Origin of the sequence: Desulfocicer vacuolatum DSM 3385 (assembly GCF_900176365.1) — a bacterium.
Taxonomy (GTDB): domain Bacteria; phylum Desulfobacterota; class Desulfobacteria; order Desulfobacterales; family Desulfobacteraceae; genus Desulfocicer; species Desulfocicer vacuolatum.
Window position 1 is genome coordinate 123,594 of sequence record NZ_FWXY01000011.1, and the last position, 16,687, is coordinate 140,280.

Consider the following 16,687-nt stretch of genomic DNA (forward strand, 5'->3'; position numbering starts at 1 on the left):
CTCGGTCAGCCCTCAACAAAGCTTGAAATACGCCTCTGATTTGCGGAGTGTTTCATATAAAACAATCTGTGATTGATAAAAATAAAGGAGAGTTAATAATCATGTCAACCAACCCAGTACTCTTTGTGGGGGCAGGTCCCGGAGACCCCGATCTCATCACTGTGAAGGGACAAAAAGCACTTCAGCAGGCAGACCTTATTATATATGCGGGCTCCCTGGTTCCCCGGGAGCTGCTCACCTGGAACCCAAAGGCCGAGGCTGTGGACAGTGCACCCTTGAATCTGGATGAGATCGTAGAGTTGATACAAAAGGCCCATGGGGAAAATAAGAAAGTGGTGCGTCTGCACACCGGAGATCCATCTCTTTACGGTGCTATCTTTGAACAGATGAGGGCTTTGGATAAATATGAAATCTCCTATAAGGTGATACCCGGTGTCACTGCTGCCTTTGCCGCAGCTGCTGCCATGGGCATGGAGTACACCCTTCCCGAGGTGACACAGACCCTGATTTTAACCCGGATTTCCGGACGAACCCCGGTGCCGGATCAGGAGGCGCTGACCTTGCTTGCGGCCCACCGGAGTTCCATGGCCATTTATTTGAGCATTGCCCATGTGGAACGGGTGCAGGAGATTCTGGCGGAAAATTATGGTCCGGAAAGCACCTGCGCCATTGCCTACAAGGTGAGCCATCCCCAGGAACGCATTGTGTTCACCAAAATAAATGCCCTGGCTGCCACGGTAAAGACGGAAAAGCTCAACCGCCAGGCTTTGATTCTTGTGGGAAGAGCCGTGGAAGCGGCCCATGAAAAACCGGAAGTGATAAAATCAAAACTTTATGATGCGGGATTTGCCCATGGTTTCAGATCCTGAAAAAATATGCATCTGGGCCATCACCCCCGGTGGAATTATCCTGGGGGAAAAACTCCAGGCCCATTTTCCCGGAAGTGATTTCATGGTCTCTTCCGGTGCTTTGGGAAAAAATCCTTTACCCGTCACTGCCGGGCTTTTTAACCGCCTGGGCACTGCCCTGGAAAAGGATTTCAAGCATTATGACGGCCATATCTGCATTTTTTCAACGGGTATTGCCGTGCGCCTGCTGGCTCCTTTGCTCCATTCCAAGTTAAACGATCCGGCTGTGGTGGTGATGGATGACAGAGGACTTCACGCCATCAGTTTGATTTCCGGTCATCTGGGGGGGGGAAATGAACTTGCCCACCGGGCGGCCGGGGCCACCGGGGCCACGCCGGTGATTACCACTGCCACGGATGTCAATGCGCTGCCGTCCATTGACATGATTGCCCAAAAATGCGGGTTTGTCATTGAGAATCCACAGTTGATAAAAACCGTGAACATGGCGTTTTTGAAAAGAGAGAAAGTGGCCCTTGTTGATCCTTTGCCCTGTCTTGTTAAATCCCTTTGTGAAGAATTTCTGGAAGAACCGGGGCAATCCGGAAAAAAGACGGTTTTCATCCAGTGCAGTGACAAGGTGGAACCTGTTCCACGTGAAACCCTTGTGTTGAGACCCAAATCATTGGTGGCAGGTATGGGATGTAACCGCGGCACCGATCAGGCAGAGTTGTGGGCATTATTGTGTGACTCTTTTGAAAAACACGGCTTGTCATTACAAAGCCTTGCTGCCCTTGGAACCACCGAAGTAAAAGCCGATGAACCGGGGCTTCTGGATTTGGCCCGATCCCTGGATGTCCCCATTTTATTTTATGATAAAGAAACATTGAATTCAGTTAAAAATATACAAAATCCATCCAAAACGGTGGAAAAATTTCTGGGAGTAAAAAGCGTATGCGAAGCAGCAGCGATTCTGGCGTCACACAACGGAAAACTGGTGGTACCCAAGATAAAAAAGGGCAATGCAACCCTTGCAGTGGCAAGAATAGAGCCCGATTATTTGTAATTGGAACCGGACCGGGGGATGTATCCTATATGGCACCCCGGGCAGCAACGCTTCTGGAAATGTCTGATTCCGTTGCCGGCTACACCACATACATTGATCTTATCCATGATGCCATTGGTGATAAAAAAATTATTTCCACCGGCATGATGAAGGAAGTGGACAGGGTGGAAATGGCCATTGCCGAGGCATTGAAAGGCACCACCTGTTCCCTGGTATCCGGGGGGGATTCCGGTATCTACGCCATGGCGGGTCTGGTGTTTGAAATGTGCGAAAAAAAGGGACTGACCCTGGTGCGCCATGGAGAGGCCTGTCCTGAAAACAGTGACGGCACCTGCCTTGAAATTGAGGTGGTTCCGGGTATTCCGGCCCTTGCCGCCGGTGCATCCCTTGTGGGTGCCCCCTTGACCCACGATTTTGCCGTTATCAGCTTAAGCGATCTCTTAACTCCCTGGGAAAAAATTGAAAAGCGAATTTCTGCTGCGGCCAGCGCCGACTTTGTCATTGCCATATACAACCCCAAAAGCAAAAAAAGGGACTGGCAGCTTGCCCGGGCCCGGGATCTGATCATGGAGCATAGGAAAGGCGATACACCGGTGGGGGTTGTCACCTCTGCCATGCGAGAACAGCAGAAGATTTCTGTCACCACCCTGGAAAAAATGGATGAATCCCATGTGGATATGCAGACCATTTTATTGGTGGGTAATGAGGCCTCGGTGCCCTATCTTGATTTTATGTACACCCCCAGGGGGTATTCCAAAAAGTATGAGATATAGAACAATGGGTCAGCAGCACTTCCAAGTATGTCTTTTAACTGCGTTTGCGGATATGTAAGTTGTTGAAATTACGTTGATGGAAACTGTTTGTTCCCGGTTTTAAGCGCATATGACTCCAAAATTAGAATTGCTGTGGGGTCAGACTTGTGATTGCGCCCCAAAGGGGGTATGTTCACCTGGGAAATCCTGGAAATGTTCCAGAGTTAATTTGACAGTCTGAAAAAAGGAGACACCATGAAAAAAGGATATGTTCAGGTATACACGGGAAACGGAAAAGGTAAAACCACAGCATCCCTGGGTCTGAGTATCAGGGCTGCCGGTGCGGGATTTAAAGTTTACATTGTCCAGTTCTTGAAAAAAGGGGATTATTCTGAGATCAAAGCCCTGGACCGATTCAATGAACTGATCACGGTGGAACAATACGGCATGGGTAAATTTGTCAAAGGCAAACCCTCCCCTGAAGACATTGAGGCAGGGAAAAAAGGCTATGCCCGTCTCCGGGAGGTTTTGACAAAGGGAGAGCATGACCTTGTGGTGGCAGAGGAGGCCAATGTGGCGGTGATGTGTCATCTTTTTTCAGAACAGGCCCTTTTGGATCTCATGGATATGAAGCCCGAACATGTGGAACTTGTCATCACCGGCAGGGGGGCCACCCCGGCTGTGGTGGAACGGGCAGATCTTGTCACAGAGATGACGGAAATTAAACATTATTATAAGGCAGGTGTCCAGGCACGGGTCGGGATTGAAAAATGAGAAAAATGAAACCCATTGCTGTTTTTGGTACAGGGTCTGATGTGGGTAAAAGCATTGTGGGCGCCGCCATCTGCAGATCCCTGGCCCACCGGGGTGTCCGGGTGGCTCCTTTTAAGGCCCAGAACATGTCCAATAACTCGGGCATTACCCCCGAAGGTCTTGAAATGGGCAGGGCCCAGATTGTCCAGGCCGAGGCCGCAGGCGTTGCCCCCCATGTGGATATGAATCCGGTGCTGCTGAAACCCACAGGGGAGATGGGGTCCCAGGTGGTGCTCAACGGCCAAGCCTTTGAAAATAGCAGTGCTGTGGAATATCATGCCAGAAAAGACCTCTATTTCAAAGAGGCGTGCCAGGCCTTTGACAGACTCCGGGACCGTTATGAAATGGTGGTGATGGAAGGGGCCGGTTCCTGTGCAGAGGTGAATCTCATGCCGTCGGATATTGTCAATTTTCGCATGGCAGAGTATGCAGGGGCCGATGTGGTGCTGGTGGCAGACATCCACCGGGGCGGTGTTTTTGGGCAATTGGTGGGCACATTGGAATGTCTTCCCCAGAAATACCGGGACATGATTAAAGGGTTTATTATTAATCGGTTCCGGGGGGATATTGAGCTTTTTAAAGACGGGGCTGACTGGATTTCGGAAAAAACCGGAAAAAAGGTGCTGGGCGTGTTGCCATGGTACCACCACTTCAGAATTGATGCCGAAGATTCCGTTGAACTGGAACAATGCCCTGCGGTGAGCAAACTTGTGGAAGGTGTTCCTGCCATTGCTGTGATTAAACTCAAACATATTTCCAATTTCACGGATTTCCACGCCCTGGCAGACACCCGGGGAATTCAGGTGGTTTTTGTGGAGACCCCCCAGGATTTATCAAAGTTTAAAGCCGTTATTCTGCCGGGGTCCAAAAACACCCGCTCAGACATCCACTGGCTCAGACAATCGGGATGGGCAGATAAATTAACTGCCTATGAAAGTGCCGGGGGACATATCCTGGGTATTTGCGGCGGGTTCCAGATTCTGGGCGAGGCGGTTGAGGACCCCCAGGGGGTGGAAGATCATCCCGGGACAACACCGGGGCTTGATCTCCTTTGTGTGAAAACAGTCCTTAAGGCCCCCAAAACCACCACACTGAGTCGATTCTCCTGGGGAGATCTCCAGGGAGAAGGTTATGAAATTCATATGGGGCAGACCACCCGCCTGGCAGGGAATCCCCTGTTTGATGTGATATCCCGGAATCGGTGCGCCTGCAGTGACCAAGAGGGGGCCGTTTCTTCAAAGGGTAATGTGGCAGGCACATACATGCACGGCATGTTTGATTATGATGCCATAAAGTTCAAATGGCTGGCATCCATTGGTATACATCTTGATCCCGGAGATACCCGGGACGGTCTATCCCGAAAGGATGAAACCTATGAGCAGCTTCGGGTTCACTTTGAGACCCATGTGGCAATGGATGAGATCTATTTAGAGCTGATAGAGGAGTGATATGAAATTTAAGAATTCACTTATCCTGGGAGGGTGTCGCAGCGGAAAGAGCAGCCATGCCCTGGCCCTGGCCAACCAGGTGTCTGGAAACAGAAAAATATTCATGGCAACATCTGTTCCCACGGATGGAGAGATGCAGGAACGGGTGGATAAACATATTAAAGAAAGGGGCGCGTCCTGGCAGACTGCAGAGGTTCCTGTGGATATTCCTGAAAAAATAGAGCGCCTGGCCCCGGATGTGGATGTTATTCTGGTGGACTGTCTGACCCTGTGGGTATCCAATCTTTTGTTCAACGGATTTGATACCCAGGGTATTATGGACAAAACCCGCTTGCTGACAACCGTTTTGCAAAAAAGTGCCTGTCCTGTGATCATGGTGTCCAATGAGGTGGGGTCAGGCATTGTCCCGGAAAATGCCCTGGCAAGAAAATTCCGGGATATGGCAGGCTTTGTGAATCAAAGGGTGGCCGCAGCTTCAGATCGGGTGATCCTGGTGGTGGCCGGTATCCCCATGGAGATAAAGTCTTGACGGTAAATTTCAGGCACCGTTGATGCAGATCGAGTTAAGATTCCCTGTAAAGGGCAAGAAGACCGGATCTTGACAGTTTCTGAACCCCGAATGGTGCCAGAAGGGCAAGCAGCTCATCAATGAGAAAGGCCTTGCCCGTTACCTCCATGGTGAGACTTTCTCTTCCAATGTCAACAATTTTAGCGTGAAAGGCCTCAACAAGGCGCAATATTTCCGTACGTCTTTCAGGCGGTGCTTTCACGCAAATCAATGCAAGTTCCCTTTTTACCGCATCTTTTCCAGTCATATCCCTTAATTTAATCACGTTGGTGAGGCGCTCAATCTGTTTCATGCATTGGGAAAACTGATGGGGATCTGCCCGGGTGCTGATGGTAATCCGGGACATTTTAGGGTTGGCTGTGGGGGCGCCGCAGATGGTTTCAATGTTATACCCCCTTCCGGCAAACAATCCTGTAATTCTTGCCGTTACTCCAGGTTCATTTTCCACCAGCATGGTGATGACATATTTTTTCTCTTCCATGGCTATCCTTAAAACGCTTGAGTGTTTAATAATTTCATTTTACCATTAGCTTAATGGGCTATCCCCTCCAATATCCATGAATCTGGACACTGAAAATTTATTTTTCACTCATCACAATACCCCGCTTCTAAAACATCTGTCCAGGGCTAATTCAGGCAATTGATAATTATGGAAACAAAGTTCCGATCCATGCCACGCCACCATGTCGGGTAAGAGTGTGGATGTTTCTGTTTCATTTTTTGACAAAAAAGAATGAATGTGCAAAATTGTATCGATGTCCAGAGAAATTAGGCTGTCTGTGTCAAAGATTATACTGACCTGCTTGTTTTTTTATCCGTCTTCTGTGTTGGGACGTCCGTACATAGAACCACTATGCATGGAAAGACCCGCCTTGAATACGAATAAAAAATTTTGCGCATCCCGGTATACTCTTATCCGCCGATAGCCTTACCTTTTTTGTTGTATTCGATATATGCCCGGCATTTGTTTTTTTCATCAATGTTAAGCAGATTGGATGAATCTTTTATGAAAAATAGTGTTGTGCACAATCCAATGTTTTTTTTAAACTTGTTTGGTAAAAAATTTCTTAACACTCTCCAATCTTTTGGGAAAATATCGCTGTTTCTGGTTTTTTCCGTGGCCGGTATCTTCACCAAAAAGCAGCTTAAAAATATATTACGCCATGTGTATTATATTGGGGTGAGATCCATTTCCATTGTTATACTGGTGGGACTTTTCACAGGAATGGTTCTGGGACTTCAACTGTATTATACCTTGGTAAAATTCGGTTCCACAGGGGTGTTGGGTTCCGCCATCGGTCTGACCCTTGTGCGGGAGCTGGGGCCGGTGCTCACCGCCATCATGGTGACAGCCCGGGCAGGCTCTGCCATGACAACGGAGATCGGCATACAGCGCATAACAGAGCAGATTGATGCCTTGTTCACCATGGGCGTTAACCCACGGCGCTATCTTGTCAGCCCCAGGCTTGCAGCGTCTGTTATCAGTTTTCCCATTTTAACGGCTTTGTTTGACCTTGTTGGATTTCTGGGGGGCTATCTCACCGGGGTGGTGCTGCTGGGACTGGATTCCGGGGCCTATTTTTATCGTCTTCAGTCCAGTATTACCCTGGTGGACCTTAATGGTGGATTTATAAAGTCTGTTGTTTTTGCGCTGATTGTGTCAACGGCATGTTGCTATAATGGGTATTATACCCATCTTAGGGCGGACAGCTTTGGCGCCAAAGCAGTGGGGCTTTCCACCACCACTGCTGTGGTGGTTTCCTGTGTCTGGATTTTGATTTCAGATTATGTTGTTACCTCTTTTCTCATGTAAATTGCCATGGGTAGGCCGTATTCTGATCTCGTTTTGCCCATAACAAAGCTTACATACGTTGGCGTGATTTGCGAAGTCTTTAATATAATGGGCATCTTCCGGCGGACACAACAAATATAGGGTCGTAGACGTGGAGCCAAATGGTATTATACCGCCGCCCCCCCCCGATGGGCAATGGGCCCGGACCGGAACTGTAGACAGCTCAATTGTCCGGTTCCTATTACCCATCGGAGGGGCGGCTCTGCCTTAGCTTGCCCTGGAGGCTGCCTTGTATATAACTGCCATGGGCAGCTCATATTGGGATTTGACCTGACCACAACGAAAAATGAAACTCTAATTATTACGCTACTTTGGATGGAGTTTAATATAAAAAAAAGGTAATGGTAGATGAAAACACCCATCATAGAGTTTAAAAATGTCGTTAAGCGTTTTGGGGATAAAACCGTTCTTGACGGCGTAAGTTTTACGCTGAATGAAGGTGAAATCACCACCATCATCGGCAAGAGCGGCACCGGTAAAAGTGTCATGCTGAAACACCTCATCGGTTTGATGAGGCCGGACAGCGGCACGCTTTTCTACAAGGGCCGGGACATTGCCACCTTAAAAGGGAAAAAACGTAAAAAGTACATGGGGCAGATGAGTTACATGTTCCAGGGAAATGCCCTGTTTGACTCCATGACTGTTTTTGAGAATGTGGCCTTTCCCCTGGAACAAAACACCCGGCTGAAAAAAGAAGAGATTAAACGCCGGGTCATGGAGATACTGGAAAAAACCGATCTTGCAGACATGGCCGGTCGATTCCCTTCGGAGCTTTCCGGCGGCATGCAGAAAAGAGTGGCTTTCAGCCGTGCGCTGATCACCGATCCTGCCATTGTGTTCTTTGACGAGCCCACCACAGGGCAGGATCTCATCCGCCGCAACGCCATTTTAAGTATGATTGCAGATTATAAAACAAGATTTAATTTCACTGCAGTCATCATCAGCCATGATCTGCCGGATGTGCTGTTTATCTCAAACCGGGTTCTGGTGCTCCATGAAGGCAAAATTGTATTCCAGGGCACCCCTGATGCCTTTGAAGAGTTTGAACATCCCTATGTGGATGAATTTGTTCACAGTCTTGAGGGGTTTCAAAAACATATGCCGGGAATCTATTCCAAACGTAATTTTAAGATGCGCTATAAAAATGCATTACGCTTAAAACCGGCGGAGGCCTCTTATGTGGTGGCTATTTTCAGTATTTCTGATTTTAAGAATTTGTGCAAGACCGTGGGGTATACAACGGCCCATGCCATGGTAAAAGAGCTTGGGATGATCATCAGCAGGCATTTTGATGTGGTGGGTGGTTTTTCCACACGCCAGCGCCGCAGCCGTTTCATGACAGTGCTTCCCTTTTCCAATTACAAGGAGTCCCGTGAAATCATTGATGCTTTTGTGGCGGATTTGGTGGAAAACGGGTTTGAGTATGTAAAGATACAAAACAGTGACAATAAAATGCTGGATACGCCGGTGTATAAGATCAAAGTGATGACCGGGCTTGCCGAGGGGGTGGCCATAAAGGACGGTATTAACGATGTGCTGGAAAAGGCACGTAACAATCAGTTTAAAATCGGGGATTTTCAATGTGTTGCCGGGAGGTGCAGTCTGTGAAAAACAATGTATATGAATCCATTGCAGGCGTGTTTGTGTTTGTTGGCTTGATGGTTCTGGTGTATATGACCGTGAATTTGGGAAACCTTTCCTTGTTTGGTGATAATTTCATGGTATTAAAGGCCCGCTTTAATACGGTGACAGGACTTCGGGCCGGAAATCCCATTGAAATGTACGGCATTGAGATTGGGCATGTGGGCTCACTGAGCATTGATGATGAGGTTCAGATGGCCGTGGCAACCCTGAACATCCAAAAGAGTGCCCGGATTTACTCCGATGCCATTGCCTCCATTAAAACAGCCGGGTTGATTGGGGATAAATTTATCAGCATTGATCCCGGAGGTTCCGGTGAAATACTGGGCAACAATGGCGTAATCATCAATACGGAATCCCCTGTGGATATTAATGATCTCATTGGTAAATATGCCTTTGGTTCCGTTGATGAAGAAGATGAAATGGATTTTGGGGAGGAAATTCAATGAAATATTTTACCATGATATGTCTGGGGATATTACTGATAATGCCCATGGCAGATAAAATCGTTCATGGGGCCACTGCTGTGGAAACCATGTCAAAAATAACAAATGAAGTTTTAAATGTGCTCAAAGACCCCGGTCTTAAGGACGAGGCTTTTTTGGTAACCAAAAAAGAGAAACTCTGGGAAATCATGGACCATGTTTTTGATTATCAATTGTTGTCCCAATATTCCCTTGGACGAAAATGGCGCCGGATCACCCCTGAACAGCAGGCTGATTTTATAAGAGTATACGGCCTGTTACTGGGTAAAACATATATGAATCGAATTCTCTCCTATGGAGATGAAAAAATAATTATTGGACGGGAAATCCCCCTGGCAGATGGAATTGCTGAAGTTCAAACCACACTTGTTTCCCAAAAAAATGATATTCCCATACATTATCGCATGAGCCTTGCAAATGGGGAGTGGAAAATTTTTGATGTTGTCATTGAAGGGGTAAGCCTGACTAAAAATTATCGCAGCCAGTTTAAAAAATATCTATCCGGAAAATCCATGGCACAGCTGCTGAAAGTTCTGGATAAGAAAACCCGGGGTGCCAGACCTGAAAAATCGAAATAAGACATTTTCCGGGATCAGGGTGACATTCCGGCGGATGGGCAAAAACCGGACACGGCGTTATGTTAGGAGTTTGTTAGAAATTTGTTCTGATATTGTGGTGCCCGTCAATATGGTTTATTAAGTGTCCATGTGACATTGTTATTGAAATTAATCCATTATCAGGCATAACCGCCACGGGCGAACCGTGTTTTGAACTCGGTGGGCCCTCAACAGGGCATACAAGCGGTCAGGTTTGCCGGGAGTTTCTTATAAATGAGTGTAGAATTTTATTTTTTTGCCGTGGGCATTCTTTTATTGTTTGCCTCCTTTGATCTTGTGGTGGGCGTCACCAACGATGCTGTTAATTTTTTAAATTCCGCCATTGGGTCCAAAGCGGCCCCCTTTAGAACCATTATGATCATTGCAAGTATCGGCATCCTTGCCGGAGTAACCTTTTCCGGCGGTATGATGGAGGTGGCCAGAAAAGGCATTTTTCATCCCCAGTTTTTCACCATGCCCAACCTCATGACCGTGTTTCTGGCGGTGATGTTGACAGATATTTTGCTCCTTGATCTTTTTAATACCCATGGATTGCCCACATCCACCACCGTATCCATTGTGTTTGAACTGTTGGGGGCCGCCGTTGCCGTGTCCCTGATAAAAATCGTGAGCACCGTGGACAATACCATGGCCATCTGGGATTACATCAATACGGCCAAGGCCATGATCATTGTTTTTGGTATTTTACTTTCCATCATTGTGGCTTTTTTTTCCGGGGCTGTGGTTCAGTTTTTTTCCCGCCTTCTCTTTACCTTTGATTATGAGTCCCGGTTAAAAAAATATGGTGCACTGTGGGGGGGGATGGCCATGACGGCCATCACTTTTTTTATTTTAATCAAGGGAGCAAAGGGGGCAACCTTCATGACACCGGCTATGGTGGCATGGATTAAAGGCCATTCTCTGTTCATCATGTTTATCATTTTTTCCGGTTCTGCTGTGACGTTCCAGGTGTTGTTGAGGGTTTTTAAAGTAAATATTTTAAAACCCATTATTCTTGTGGGAACCTTTGCCCTGGCCATGGCCTTTGCCGCCAATGATCTGGTGAATTTCATCGGGGTGCCCCTGGCCGGTTTAAATGCCTATCAGACCGCTGTGGCATCCACAGATCCTTTGGGGATCACCATGGTGGCATTGAGTAAAAAAGTACAATCTCATACGTTTTTGCTGCTTTTGGCAGGAGCCATCATGGTGTTAACCCTGTGGCTTTCAAAAAAAGCCAAAACCGTGACAGAAACGGAAATCAGTCTGGGACAGCAGGACGAGGGAATGGAACGCTTTGAATCCATCTGGCTTTCCCGAAAAATTGTTAACATGGTGGATTCTTTATTTAGGTCCATTAAAAAAATTATTCCCGAAACTGTACAGGATGCCGTGGGCAGACGTCTTGCTCCGGTTTCAAAATCTGTTTTGGTAAGCCAGAAGAATAAACCTTCCTTTGATTTGATCCGGGCATCGGTGAACCTCATGGTTGCCAGTGCCGTGGTCTCTTTGGCCACCTCCTTTAAACTGCCCCTTTCCACCACCTATGTCACCTTTATGGTGGCCATGGGTTCTTCTTTTTCCGATCAGGCCTGGGGTCGGGAAAGTGCCGTGTACCGGGTCACCGGGGTGTTAACTGTGGTGGGGGGCTGGTTCATGACCGCCTTTATCGCCTTTGTTGTCTCCTTTGTTTTTGCCGGGGTTCTTTTTTATTTTCAGATTCTGGGAGTCGTGGGGCTTGTGGCCGTGGCAGGTTTTCTTATCTGGAAAAACCAGGTGAAACATAAAGACAGGGAAAAAGAAAAAGATGAGATCAATATTTTCACCATGGACAAGGTGGACAATTTTAAGGATGCCGTGTCCGATACCTTTGACCATCTCTCCTACCTCTTGAAATCCATTAAAAAATCTCTGGATACGGGATTTGATGCTCTTTTTGAAGATGATCTGGACCGCTTGAAACAGGAACGAAAGCAGGTGAAAAAATTTCAGATGTGGACCAATATCATTATTGCCAATATTTTTAAGGTACTTCGGTTACAGCAGCAGGAAGACATAAAAACGTCCTATAATTATTATCAGATCATTCGTCGTCTTCAGAAAATATCAGATACCCACAGGGATATTATCATCCGTTCCACACGGCATGTGAGCAATCGCCATAAAGGGTTGCTTCCGGTGCAGATTGAGGAGTTAAAGCAGGTCCGGGCGTGCGTGATGGCAATGTTGACCATGATGGAGGAGACGTTCAACAAAAAGGATCTTGTCCATTATGATAAGGTTACCTCAGAGTTTAACAACATGAGATGTCTTATTAATGAGATCAATGAAAATCAAATTGAACGAATCAGAGAAGACTCTTCAAAAACCCGTTTGAGTATTCTTTTTTATGCCATTGGCGGTAATTGCTTGACCATGATGCGCCAGAATGTTCGCCTTCTTGAGATTTTCAATGATTCTTTTGTCTTGGAGGATCCTCCCAAATTTCTTTGTATGAAAGAGTAGATGATTCTATCAATCTTTTATGCTTCCTTTCCCTGGGCATCGAAGATAAGACCTAAGCCGTGAACTCGGGCACACTTTGTGAAATAGTATTTTTTCATTATTCATAATCAAAATGTATTAAAATGAGTAAGAAGAAAGGGACAGGTGAACCCATTGCAAAGCAAGGCTGAAAAGGAGATAGTAAAAGGAGAGATCAAAGAAAATTTCCAGGAGATCACCCAGGAGGACCATGATATTTTTTTCAAGGTGGTTTCCTTTGAGCTCACTCCGGAACAGAAAAAAAAGATTGCCTGCCCAGACAGGCAATTTCCACGGCAAAAATCAGTTCTGGCGGTTCACTGGCACCCGGAGTTCATTCCCATGGAGTTGATTTCCCAGCGTATTGATACGCTTTATCCCCATCGGGAAAATGAGCTGATTATTCCCACCCAGCACAATGAAATTATGGAATACAAGGGCTTTGCCGGGGTTGAAGTGGATTGCTATTCCAAGGGTTTTAATCAAAAAGTCCAAATATTGCTTCATTTTAAGGACACCAATGTTAAAAAAGCCCATACCTTGAAGAAAATGTTGGCGCATACCTTTAAATATCGTTCTTCCCAGCTGTTTGACTTTATGGATACCATTATCAGGCCCCATACCCGGCGCATTGAAACGGCTGCCGGGCAGACCGGGGCTGACCCGGAACTTATTGAGTTTGTTCGGATCCATGTAAAAAAAATTGAAACTCTCATTGATCAACACAGCTCAAGCTTACCTCCCCAGGTCATGAAAAATAAGGTGTTGAGGAATTTTTTTGATTGTTTACGTCCCCAATATGGAGATCCCTTTATTAACAGAATACAGACCTATCTGACTGCGGTGAAAAAAATTGTTAAGGCTGATTTCCCTTTGAAATATTTTTTCAGAACTTCTGAAATCATTGAAGAGGCCAGATCCCTTAATGCTGGCATTGTTATTCCCCATCCAGAGCAGTTTTGGCCGGTACTTCTGGCAGGCTATGATGTGGATGGGGTGGAAGTGTGGAATCCCCAGTCCCATCGTTATACCGATTTTCTCATATCCGTTCTCCAGGACATGAATGCGAAAAATGAGAAATATCAGCGTAAACTTTTGATATTAATGGGAGACGACACCCATTTTGGGGAGAAAATTAAAGATTCTAACTCCCGGAACGGGGGGAAACCCCAGCGGGAAATCGGAGTTCAGCCTTCCTGGGATGATTTGGAAATCGGCAAAAAACTGATCAAAGGGAACGTCAGTCGGGAGCGGGTTATCCAGGAATACAAACATCGCCTTTCTATTTAACCTGAAAATGGCAAAGGTCATTTGCCCGGATATGCAAGGCACCGGACATGCAGCTGTAGTGGTCTGATGCAAATTTCTGGAAACGCGGCGGTTCTGGCCAAAGGGCGCTCCCTGGAGGGTTCGATTGTTTTGAGTGCTGTAACCTTGGTGAGTAGAAGAATTGTTGGAATTCAGTGTAAGCATTCGATAATATTCTATATTACTTAAAGTTAAAAGCAGAGTATGCAATTTTTAGATTTAAAAGGTATTGATTTTTAATGAAGGCAATCATCGGAAATTTTAAATTGCTGGCCATTGAAACCGAGAATCAGATTAAGTTGACCCATGGCCTGCTTTCCGATTTTAATATTGATGTGCTGGAGAAGATAACAGCCCAGGACGACTATATTGATAATTTAAAAACCATTGTTGAAAATGCCTGTTTTTCAGATATTTATAATATGAAAAGATCCCCTGACATGGCCCCTTTGAATAGAATCCGGGCACTTCATATTATTTGTGTTAACCTGGAAAGAATTGCCGACTTTTGTGTTAATATTGCCCGCCAAACCCAATATCTCACCAGCAAGGATTTTATCCAGAAATACGATTATCAATCCATGTTTCTGGAAATTCAACAAAGTGTCAGCCGTATTACCCGGGTATTTGACCATGGGAATCTTTCCCAGGCCCTGGAGATCTGTCGTGCCGAGTTTAAACTCGATGACCTGTGGGAGCACACCTTTAACATTCTTTTAAGGGATCTGAAAAAAGGGGATGAGGTGACCAATCTGGTCACCACTATTTTTATTTTTCGATATCTGGAACGCATCGGCGATTCCATTTTAAACATTGGAGAAGCGCTTATTTTTGCCATTATGGGGGATCGCATCAAGATTCGTCAGGTGGAGGCCCTGGAAAAAACCTTAACAGAATCTGGATTTAAGGGAACCCTTGGAGATATTGATTTTGCGTCCATATGGGGCTCCCGTTCCGGGTGTCGCATCAGTAAGGTCAGCCGCAAGAAACCCTCGGGTTTCCAGGCCCAGGGAATTTTCAAAGAAGGTAAAATCCTTAAGATTCAGAAGGAGCGGGCCAATATCAATCAATGGGAAAAAATTTGTCCGGGAGTGGCACCAAAGGTGTTTGGATATTATGAAAAATACCGTACTGCCTCTCTGTTGGTGGAGTTTCTTTCAGGATGTACCCTGGATCAGGTCTTTTTAAGCGAAAGCAGCGCTGTCATGGAGAATGCCATGTTTGTTTTTGAGCAAACCCTGACGGATATATGGCATAAAACCCTCGTTTCTGAGCCCTGTCCCACAGATTATATGTTTCAGCTCATGCAACGATTTCCCGCCATTTGCCGGGTACACCCTGATTTTTTAATCTTCCATGGCCCCCGGGAAGGGAGTCACAAAACCATAGAGGATCGTGACCTTATTCAAGCCTGCCATAAGATTGAGAAGGGGCTGCCCGCCCCTTTCAGCATCTTTATTCATGGTGATTTTAATACCAATAATATTGTTTACAACCATGAGGATCAGAAGATTCATTACATTGATCTTTATCGATCCCGGCAGGGGGATTATGTCCAGGATGCAGCGGTGTTCTTGGTTTCCAATTTCAGGGTACCGGTGTTTGATGTTGAACTGCGGGCCCGTTTAAATAAAGTATCCCACCATTTTTACAATGTATTTCATCATTTTGCTTTTGAACAGGGGGATCTTACTTTTAATGCCAGGCTCAGCCTGGCTCTTGCCAGATCTTTTTTAACTTCCACACGCTTTGAACTTAATAAAGAATTTTCCGGGGTGATGTGTCAAAATGCCCGTATTTTGATGGAACGAGTGATGGCCCACCATGGGAAACCCTGGGAAAATTTTCCGTTTCCCGGGGAGATACTGCATTATGACAATGAATCATGGAGACACGAATGATGAAAATCGGTGTGATTGGTATTTCCGGAGGATGGTCTTCGGAACAATTGGCTGATGCCGTTGAAAAAAAAACGGGGTTTCGTCTTATCGTTGACTTTGAAAATCTCTTGCTTGATCTTGATACAGGAACGGTCTGGTCTGGAGGTGTTGATCTCTCCAGCCTGGATGCCCTGATGGTGAAAAAAATTGGGGCACAATACTCTCCTGCCCTGCTGGATCGTCTTGATATTTTACGTTTTCTACAGGGTAAAGGGGTGCCTGTTTTTTCACCGCCTGATCGTATCATGGGGGTGTTGAATCGTCTCTCCTGCACCATTACCCTTAGAAACGGCAAGATTCCCATGCCCCCCACCATTATTACAGAAAATGTTGATTTGGGATTAAAGGCGGTGGAGACTTACAAAGAAGCTGTTTTTAAACCGATGTTCTCTTCCAAAGCCAGGGGGATGGAAGTGATATCCCCAGGGCTCGGTGCCCGGGAAAAAATTGAAAATTTTGCCAAAAAACACGGCATGATGTATATCCAAAAAAAAATTGATTTTGGCCGACAGGATTTGGGTATTGTCTTTCTTGGGGGGAGGTATCTCACCACCTATGCAAGGTGTGCCCGGGGTGATTCGTGGAATACCACCATACGCTCCGGTGGAGAATATAAACCCTTTGACCCTTCTTTGGAACTCATTGCCCTGGCACAAAAAGCCCAGTCATTGTTTGGACTTGATTTCACCTGTGTGGATGTGGCTCAGACTCCTGACGGTCCTGTTGTGTTTGAAGTTTCCGCCTTTGGTGGTTTCCGGGGTATTCACATGGCCAGGGGAATGAACGCGGCAGACCTTTATGTGACATATATTCAGGAACAGCTTGATAAGGGACTCATAACTTATTAATT

Annotated in this window: 15 protein-coding genes; 14 read left to right on the forward strand and 1 reads right to left on the reverse strand. The window is 46.2% G+C overall.

All coding sequences use genetic code 11. The annotated features are described in order from the left end of the window. Positions 1–101 precede the first annotated feature (101 nt). The 6 genes from cobM (at position 102) to cobU (ending at position 5,453) form a co-directional block, all read left to right on the forward strand. Complete coding sequence (cobM, locus tag B9A32_RS11450) at positions 102–869, forward strand: precorrin-4 C(11)-methyltransferase (RefSeq protein ID WP_084069529.1); 768 nt, start codon at positions 102–104, stop codon at positions 867–869. Then, positions 835–1,911: a cobalt-precorrin 5A hydrolase gene (locus B9A32_RS11455; RefSeq protein WP_084069531.1), complete on the forward strand. Its 1,077-nt coding sequence runs from the start codon at positions 835–837 to the stop codon at positions 1,909–1,911. Before cobM ends, B9A32_RS11455 begins: the two co-directional genes overlap by 35 nt. A gap of 29 nt (positions 1,912–1,940) precedes the next feature. Beyond that, entirely contained in the window at positions 1,941–2,684 is a 744-nt protein-coding gene (gene cobJ / locus B9A32_RS11460) for a precorrin-3B C(17)-methyltransferase (RefSeq protein ID WP_232367134.1), read from the forward strand. Positions 2,685–2,918: 234 nt separating this feature from the next. Continuing rightward, positions 2,919–3,437: a cob(I)yrinic acid a,c-diamide adenosyltransferase gene (locus tag B9A32_RS11465; protein ID WP_084069535.1), complete on the forward strand. Its 519-nt coding sequence runs from the start codon at positions 2,919–2,921 to the stop codon at positions 3,435–3,437. Then, positions 3,434–4,924 (forward strand): cobyric acid synthase, encoded by a 1,491-nt coding sequence (locus tag B9A32_RS11470; protein WP_084069536.1) that lies wholly within the window; start codon positions 3,434–3,436, stop codon positions 4,922–4,924. Before B9A32_RS11465 ends, B9A32_RS11470 begins: the two co-directional genes overlap by 4 nt. A 1-nt stretch (position 4,925) precedes the next feature. Next, positions 4,926–5,453, forward strand: coding sequence for a bifunctional adenosylcobinamide kinase/adenosylcobinamide-phosphate guanylyltransferase (gene cobU, locus B9A32_RS11475; protein WP_084069538.1), 528 nt, complete (start codon positions 4,926–4,928; stop codon positions 5,451–5,453). Between the two features lie 34 nt (positions 5,454–5,487). Here cobU and ilvN read toward each other — a convergent pair whose 3' ends face one another. Next, entirely contained in the window at positions 5,488–5,973 is a 486-nt protein-coding gene (gene ilvN / locus B9A32_RS11480) for an acetolactate synthase small subunit (protein WP_084069540.1), read from the reverse strand. Between the two features lie 552 nt (positions 5,974–6,525). Here ilvN and B9A32_RS11485 point away from each other — a divergent pair. The 8 genes from B9A32_RS11485 to B9A32_RS11520 all read left to right on the forward strand — a co-directional run bounded on the left by B9A32_RS11485 (position 6,526) and on the right by B9A32_RS11520 (position 16,685). After that, entirely contained in the window at positions 6,526–7,305 is a 780-nt protein-coding gene (locus tag B9A32_RS11485) for an MlaE family ABC transporter permease (protein ID WP_139795806.1), read from the forward strand. Between the two features lie 387 nt (positions 7,306–7,692). Next, on the forward strand, positions 7,693–8,952 hold the full coding sequence (locus tag B9A32_RS11490; RefSeq protein ID WP_084069544.1) for an ABC transporter ATP-binding protein: 1,260 nt from the start codon (positions 7,693–7,695) through the stop codon (positions 8,950–8,952). Beyond that, positions 8,949–9,434, forward strand: coding sequence for an MlaD family protein (locus B9A32_RS11495; RefSeq protein ID WP_212637904.1), 486 nt, complete (start codon positions 8,949–8,951; stop codon positions 9,432–9,434). The genes B9A32_RS11490 and B9A32_RS11495 overlap by 4 nt, the downstream gene beginning before the upstream one ends. Further along, positions 9,431–10,048, forward strand: coding sequence for an MlaC/ttg2D family ABC transporter substrate-binding protein (locus B9A32_RS11500; protein WP_084069548.1), 618 nt, complete (start codon positions 9,431–9,433; stop codon positions 10,046–10,048). The genes B9A32_RS11495 and B9A32_RS11500 overlap by 4 nt, the downstream gene beginning before the upstream one ends. 252 nt (positions 10,049–10,300) lie before the next feature. After that, complete coding sequence (locus B9A32_RS11505; RefSeq protein ID WP_084069549.1) at positions 10,301–12,571, forward strand: inorganic phosphate transporter; 2,271 nt, start codon at positions 10,301–10,303, stop codon at positions 12,569–12,571. Between the two features lie 153 nt (positions 12,572–12,724). Further along, a complete protein-coding gene (locus tag B9A32_RS11510) occupies positions 12,725–13,879 on the forward strand; it encodes a hypothetical protein (RefSeq protein WP_232367135.1) in 1,155 nt (384 codons plus the stop codon). Positions 13,880–14,136: 257 nt separating this feature from the next. Beyond that, positions 14,137–15,798, forward strand: a complete 1,662-nt coding sequence (locus tag B9A32_RS11515; RefSeq protein WP_084069551.1) for a PhoU domain-containing protein — start codon at positions 14,137–14,139, stop codon at positions 15,796–15,798. After that, on the forward strand, positions 15,783–16,685 hold the full coding sequence (locus B9A32_RS11520; protein ID WP_232367136.1) for a GAK system ATP-grasp enzyme: 903 nt from the start codon (positions 15,783–15,785) through the stop codon (positions 16,683–16,685). Before B9A32_RS11515 ends, B9A32_RS11520 begins: the two co-directional genes overlap by 16 nt. Positions 16,686–16,687 lie beyond the last annotated feature (2 nt).

What these genes read in the sequence shown, in the direction of transcription:
- B9A32_RS11490 (WP_084069544.1), top strand. Translation starts at nt 7,693, where the DNA reads ATGAAAACACCCATCATAGAGTTTAAAAATGTCGTTAAGCGTTTTGGG.
- B9A32_RS11505 (WP_084069549.1), top strand. Translation starts at nt 10,301, where the DNA reads ATGAGTGTAGAATTTTATTTTTTTGCCGTGGGCATTCTTTTATTGTTT.
- cobM (WP_084069529.1), top strand. Translation starts at nt 102, where the DNA reads ATGTCAACCAACCCAGTACTCTTTGTGGGGGCAGGTCCCGGAGACCCC.
- B9A32_RS11515 (WP_084069551.1), top strand. Translation starts at nt 14,137, where the DNA reads ATGAAGGCAATCATCGGAAATTTTAAATTGCTGGCCATTGAAACCGAG.
- B9A32_RS11465 (WP_084069535.1), top strand. Translation starts at nt 2,919, where the DNA reads ATGAAAAAAGGATATGTTCAGGTATACACGGGAAACGGAAAAGGTAAA.
- B9A32_RS11520 (WP_232367136.1), top strand. Translation starts at nt 15,783, where the DNA reads ATGGAGACACGAATGATGAAAATCGGTGTGATTGGTATTTCCGGAGGA.
- B9A32_RS11455 (WP_084069531.1), top strand. Translation starts at nt 835, where the DNA reads ATGATGCGGGATTTGCCCATGGTTTCAGATCCTGAAAAAATATGCATC.
- cobU (WP_084069538.1), top strand. Translation starts at nt 4,926, where the DNA reads ATGAAATTTAAGAATTCACTTATCCTGGGAGGGTGTCGCAGCGGAAAG.
- B9A32_RS11470 (WP_084069536.1), top strand. Translation starts at nt 3,434, where the DNA reads ATGAGAAAAATGAAACCCATTGCTGTTTTTGGTACAGGGTCTGATGTG.
- B9A32_RS11485 (WP_139795806.1), top strand. Translation starts at nt 6,526, where the DNA reads ATGTTTTTTTTAAACTTGTTTGGTAAAAAATTTCTTAACACTCTCCAA.
- B9A32_RS11500 (WP_084069548.1), top strand. Translation starts at nt 9,431, where the DNA reads ATGAAATATTTTACCATGATATGTCTGGGGATATTACTGATAATGCCC.
- ilvN (WP_084069540.1), bottom strand. Translation starts at nt 5,973, where the DNA reads ATGGAAGAGAAAAAATATGTCATCACCATGCTGGTGGAAAATGAACCT.
- cobJ (WP_232367134.1), top strand. Translation starts at nt 1,941, where the DNA reads ATGGCACCCCGGGCAGCAACGCTTCTGGAAATGTCTGATTCCGTTGCC.